At 30.6% G+C, this 3,621-nt stretch carries 4 protein-coding genes; all 4 read left to right on the top strand.

From position 1 onward, the window contains the following. The first annotated feature begins 140 nt into the window (after positions 1 to 140). The 4 genes from AB1422_17940 (at position 141) to AB1422_17925 (ending at position 3,499) form a co-directional block, all read left to right on the top strand. On the top strand, positions 141 to 896 hold the full coding sequence (locus tag AB1422_17940; GenBank protein MEW6621183.1) for an outer membrane lipoprotein-sorting protein: 756 nt from the start codon (positions 141 to 143) through the stop codon (positions 894 to 896). Beyond that, positions 883 to 2,013: a hypothetical protein gene (locus AB1422_17935; GenBank protein ID MEW6621182.1), complete on the top strand. Its 1,131-nt coding sequence runs from the start codon at positions 883 to 885 to the stop codon at positions 2,011 to 2,013. The genes AB1422_17940 and AB1422_17935 overlap by 14 nt, the downstream gene beginning before the upstream one ends. A 25-nt stretch (positions 2,014 to 2,038) precedes the next feature. Next, the gene (locus AB1422_17930; GenBank protein MEW6621181.1) at positions 2,039 to 2,710 is read left to right on the top strand and encodes an ABC transporter ATP-binding protein; all 672 of its coding nucleotides are present in this window, start codon (positions 2,039 to 2,041) and stop codon (positions 2,708 to 2,710) included. 276 nt (positions 2,711 to 2,986) lie between these two features. Next, positions 2,987 to 3,499, top strand: a complete 513-nt coding sequence (locus tag AB1422_17925) for a hypothetical protein (protein MEW6621180.1) — start codon at positions 2,987 to 2,989, stop codon at positions 3,497 to 3,499. Positions 3,500 to 3,621: the final 122 nt, after the last annotated feature.

Here is a 3,621-nt window from a genome sequence, read left to right as displayed (position 1 = left end):
GATCCGGTCATAAAAGTCAAGTTTCTTTTTGTTCACAATCAAAGATTTCATAAACTCTCCCATGAGGAGAGAAATATTATTAAATATTAATTATAAATTAATTAATAACTATATTAAACATATTATAGGAGGAAGAATTCATGAAGAAACTAATAATATTTTTATTTCTATTAATTTTAATTGATGGTAAAGTAACTAATAGTGAACTTACAGGGAAAGAGATTGTGAAAAAAGCTGATCAAGTACTACATCCAGATTATGCAATCTACGCTGCTGATATGATAACAATAAAACAAAATGGAGAAAAGAAATTATTTCAACTCAAGATTTATGTTTCGGGAAAAGACCACGCACTTGTATGGTATCTTTCACCCCCACGAGAGAGAGGCACAGGATACTTATTAGATGATAATAACATGTGGATGTATTTCCCATCTGTGGAAAGATCAGTAAGAATAAGTAGTAGCCAAACAATAATGGGAACAGACTTTTCTACTGCTGATATATTAAAAGTCAGATTAGCAGAAGATTATGATGCTATACTACTTAGCATGGAAGAATTAGATGGAATTCCAGTTTATTCCCTTGAATTAAAAGCAAAATCAAATAATGCAGCATATAATGAAATAAAATACTGGATAAAAAAAGATGGATTTATTCCAATAAAAATGGAGTTTTATACAATTTCGGGGAAACTATTAAAAATCCTTACATATTCTGAGGTGAAAAATATTGGTGGGAGAACAAGACCCATTAAACTAACTATGGAGAGTATGATAAATGTTGGGTACAAAAGTATTATGTCTTTAACAACGGCTGATTATGAAACAAAGATTCCTGATTATTTCTTTACTCAAGAGTATCTTGATAGAGGATTGAAAAGTGAAGAGAATTAACATATCGAAGAGAATTAACATATCAAGGATAGAATGGAATATTATAGTGTTAATCTTGACATTTTTAACTCTGGGTAATTTAATTAATCTGGTATATGCAGAATCTTTTGAATTTAGTGGGGATATTGAAAATAATCTTACTTATACTCAATCTAATTCCTTATCAACTATAACTCAATATTTTCTGCCTCCAGAACTTAACAATACAATTAAACTCACCCTTAACTTAAATACAAAAAGAGATAATACTCCTAAAACTTCTATAAAGGTTTCACTCTACTATGATACAATAGAGTCAAAGACTACATTGAATCTATATAGAGGGTATATCTCTTTAAAGAAAAAGTCTTTTTATTTACTTTGTGGCAAACAAAATATTACGTGGGGAAATGGTTTCCTCTGGAATCCAACAAATTATATAAGTTCCTCAGAGAATCCTTTAGATTCAAGAGATCCAAGTTTCGAAAGTAAAGGAATAAATGCTATAAAGGCGGAAGTTTTATTTAAGAGAACAGCAATAAGTGGAATATTGGTTCCAAAGAAAAATATAGAAGAGTCAGAAGTAGCAGCCAGAATAAAAATATGTTTATCTAACTATGATGTTTCCTTGAGCGGATATACAAAAGGAGGGAAAAAGGGTATATTAGGTTGTGCCTTTAGTGGAAATATCTTAGATTTATCCAATATTCATGGAGAAGTTTCCTTTACACAAGGAAACTTCTCCAATGTTATTTTAGGTGCAGATTATAGAATATTTCCTGAAAACTATGGGGTGATAAAGTTAGAATACTACCATAATAGTAAAGGTTATATTAATATGGATGAATACCTTAAGTATTATAATTTTGGTAACCCTTTCATATTAGGAGAAATAATGAAGAATTACATGTACATAGGAATAAATTATAATTTTACTGATGAAATATTAAATCTAACTGATTTTATTTGGAACTTAGATGATGGAAGTTTTATAATAGTACCACAACTTAATTTCTTCATATATGATAATACAACTTTATCTTTAAAAGCAGATATTAAAGGTGGAAAAAGAGGAAGTGAATATAGGATGGATACAAGCAAATATAAATTGACTGGAAAGTTAATAGTATATTTTTAATGGAGATTTTTTAAAAGAAGGAAATATGGAGATTATAAAGACTGAGGATTTAATAAAGAATTACTATCAAGGAAATGTAATTTATAAGGTATTACGAGGTGTAAATTTGAAAGTTAAAAAGGGAGAATTTGTGGTGATAGCCGGTCCTTCTGGTTCTGGGAAAACGACACTTCTAAACTTAGTCGGTTGTCTAGATATACCAACAGCAGGTAATATATTCATTTGTGAAAAGAATATTTCCAAGCTAAGTATGACTCACCTATCACGACTTAGAAAAGAAAAAATTGGTTTTATATTTCAAACTTTCAATTTAATTCCTGTCTTTACTGCATATGAGAATGTAGAGTTTCCTTTATTATTGCAAAAAACTAATAAAAAGGAAAGGCAAAGGAAGATTCTTCATTTATTTGATGAGATTGGATTAACTGAAGTTAAGAATAGCCGTCCAAATGAATTAAGTGGTGGGCAACAACAGAGGGTGAGTATAGCAAGAGCCCTTGTAATTGACCCAATAATTATAATAGCAGATGAACCAACAGCAAATTTGGATTCATTCACAGGACATGCTATTATTGAGTTAATGAGACGATTTAACACTGAAAAAGGAGTTACTTTCCTCTTTTCCACTCATGATCCAATGATAATGAAACATGCCTCACGAGTAGAAAAAATACATGATGGAGTACTTGTTAAGTGAGAATTTATTGTCAACTTTACAAGATATTATAAACATCCGAACGTATTCTTAGAAAACTGCTTTCAAACGACGTAGGGAGAATTGATTAATGAAATTCATCCGCAAAGATGAATATAAATTGCTATCATGAGGGAGTATGGTGAAAAAAAACTTGTCCCCCATACTTTTGACATGGCTTGCAAGTCTTTTTTGTTGCAAAGGGGCATCCGAGAATTACTTTATCCGATGGTACATATATGTTGACTAACGATACGTTAAGGTGTATAATCTTAGCGTATGGAAATAAAGTTACACAAAAAAGCTGCTACAACTTTAGCAATAAGACAAATTATTAAAGAAAGCCCTCTTTCTGCTTATGCTTTGGCTAAAAAGTATGGCATTACTCAAACTATGGCTCAAAGATGGAAAAAGGCTGAAAGCCTTGAAGATAAATCCTCTCGTCCACATAGACTTCGTACCGATTTAACAAAAGAACAAGAAGATTTAATTTGTTTTGAAAGAAAGCAATTTAAGAAGACAATTGAAGACATCTTTTTTACTTTAGAAGATAAAATACCCAATCTTTATCCAATGAAGATTTACCGTTGTTTAAAAAGGCATAATTTGAATATCGTGCCTGAAGAGTTTATTAATGCTGAAAGAAAGATTAAGAAGTTTCGCAAATATACTATGGGATACCTTCAGATGGATTTACTTTATGCTCCAAAGATTAACAAGGGAAGAAACTATATTTACACTGCTATTGATAGGGTGGCTAAAATTGCTTTTGTAATGATAGGTAAAAGGTAACTATTCAGCAAAAAGAAGGATGATGGAGAAAGATTATAGATAAGATTTAAGTTTTGTTCCTCGTGTTCCGATATAAGTAATATAAGCGAATAAAAACACGGGGGAATTAATGACCATAGAGA

The organism is bacterium (assembly GCA_040757115.1).
Classification (GTDB): domain Bacteria; phylum UBA9089; class CG2-30-40-21; order CG2-30-40-21; family SBAY01; genus JBFLXS01.
Note: the sequence above shows the minus strand (reverse complement) of the source record. Positions and strands in the feature narration are given on the sequence as shown.

What these genes read in the sequence shown, in the direction of transcription:
- AB1422_17925 (MEW6621180.1), top strand. Translation starts at nt 2,987, where the DNA reads ATGGAAATAAAGTTACACAAAAAAGCTGCTACAACTTTAGCAATAAGA.
- AB1422_17930 (MEW6621181.1), top strand. Translation starts at nt 2,039, where the DNA reads ATGGAGATTATAAAGACTGAGGATTTAATAAAGAATTACTATCAAGGA.
- AB1422_17940 (MEW6621183.1), top strand. Translation starts at nt 141, where the DNA reads ATGAAGAAACTAATAATATTTTTATTTCTATTAATTTTAATTGATGGT.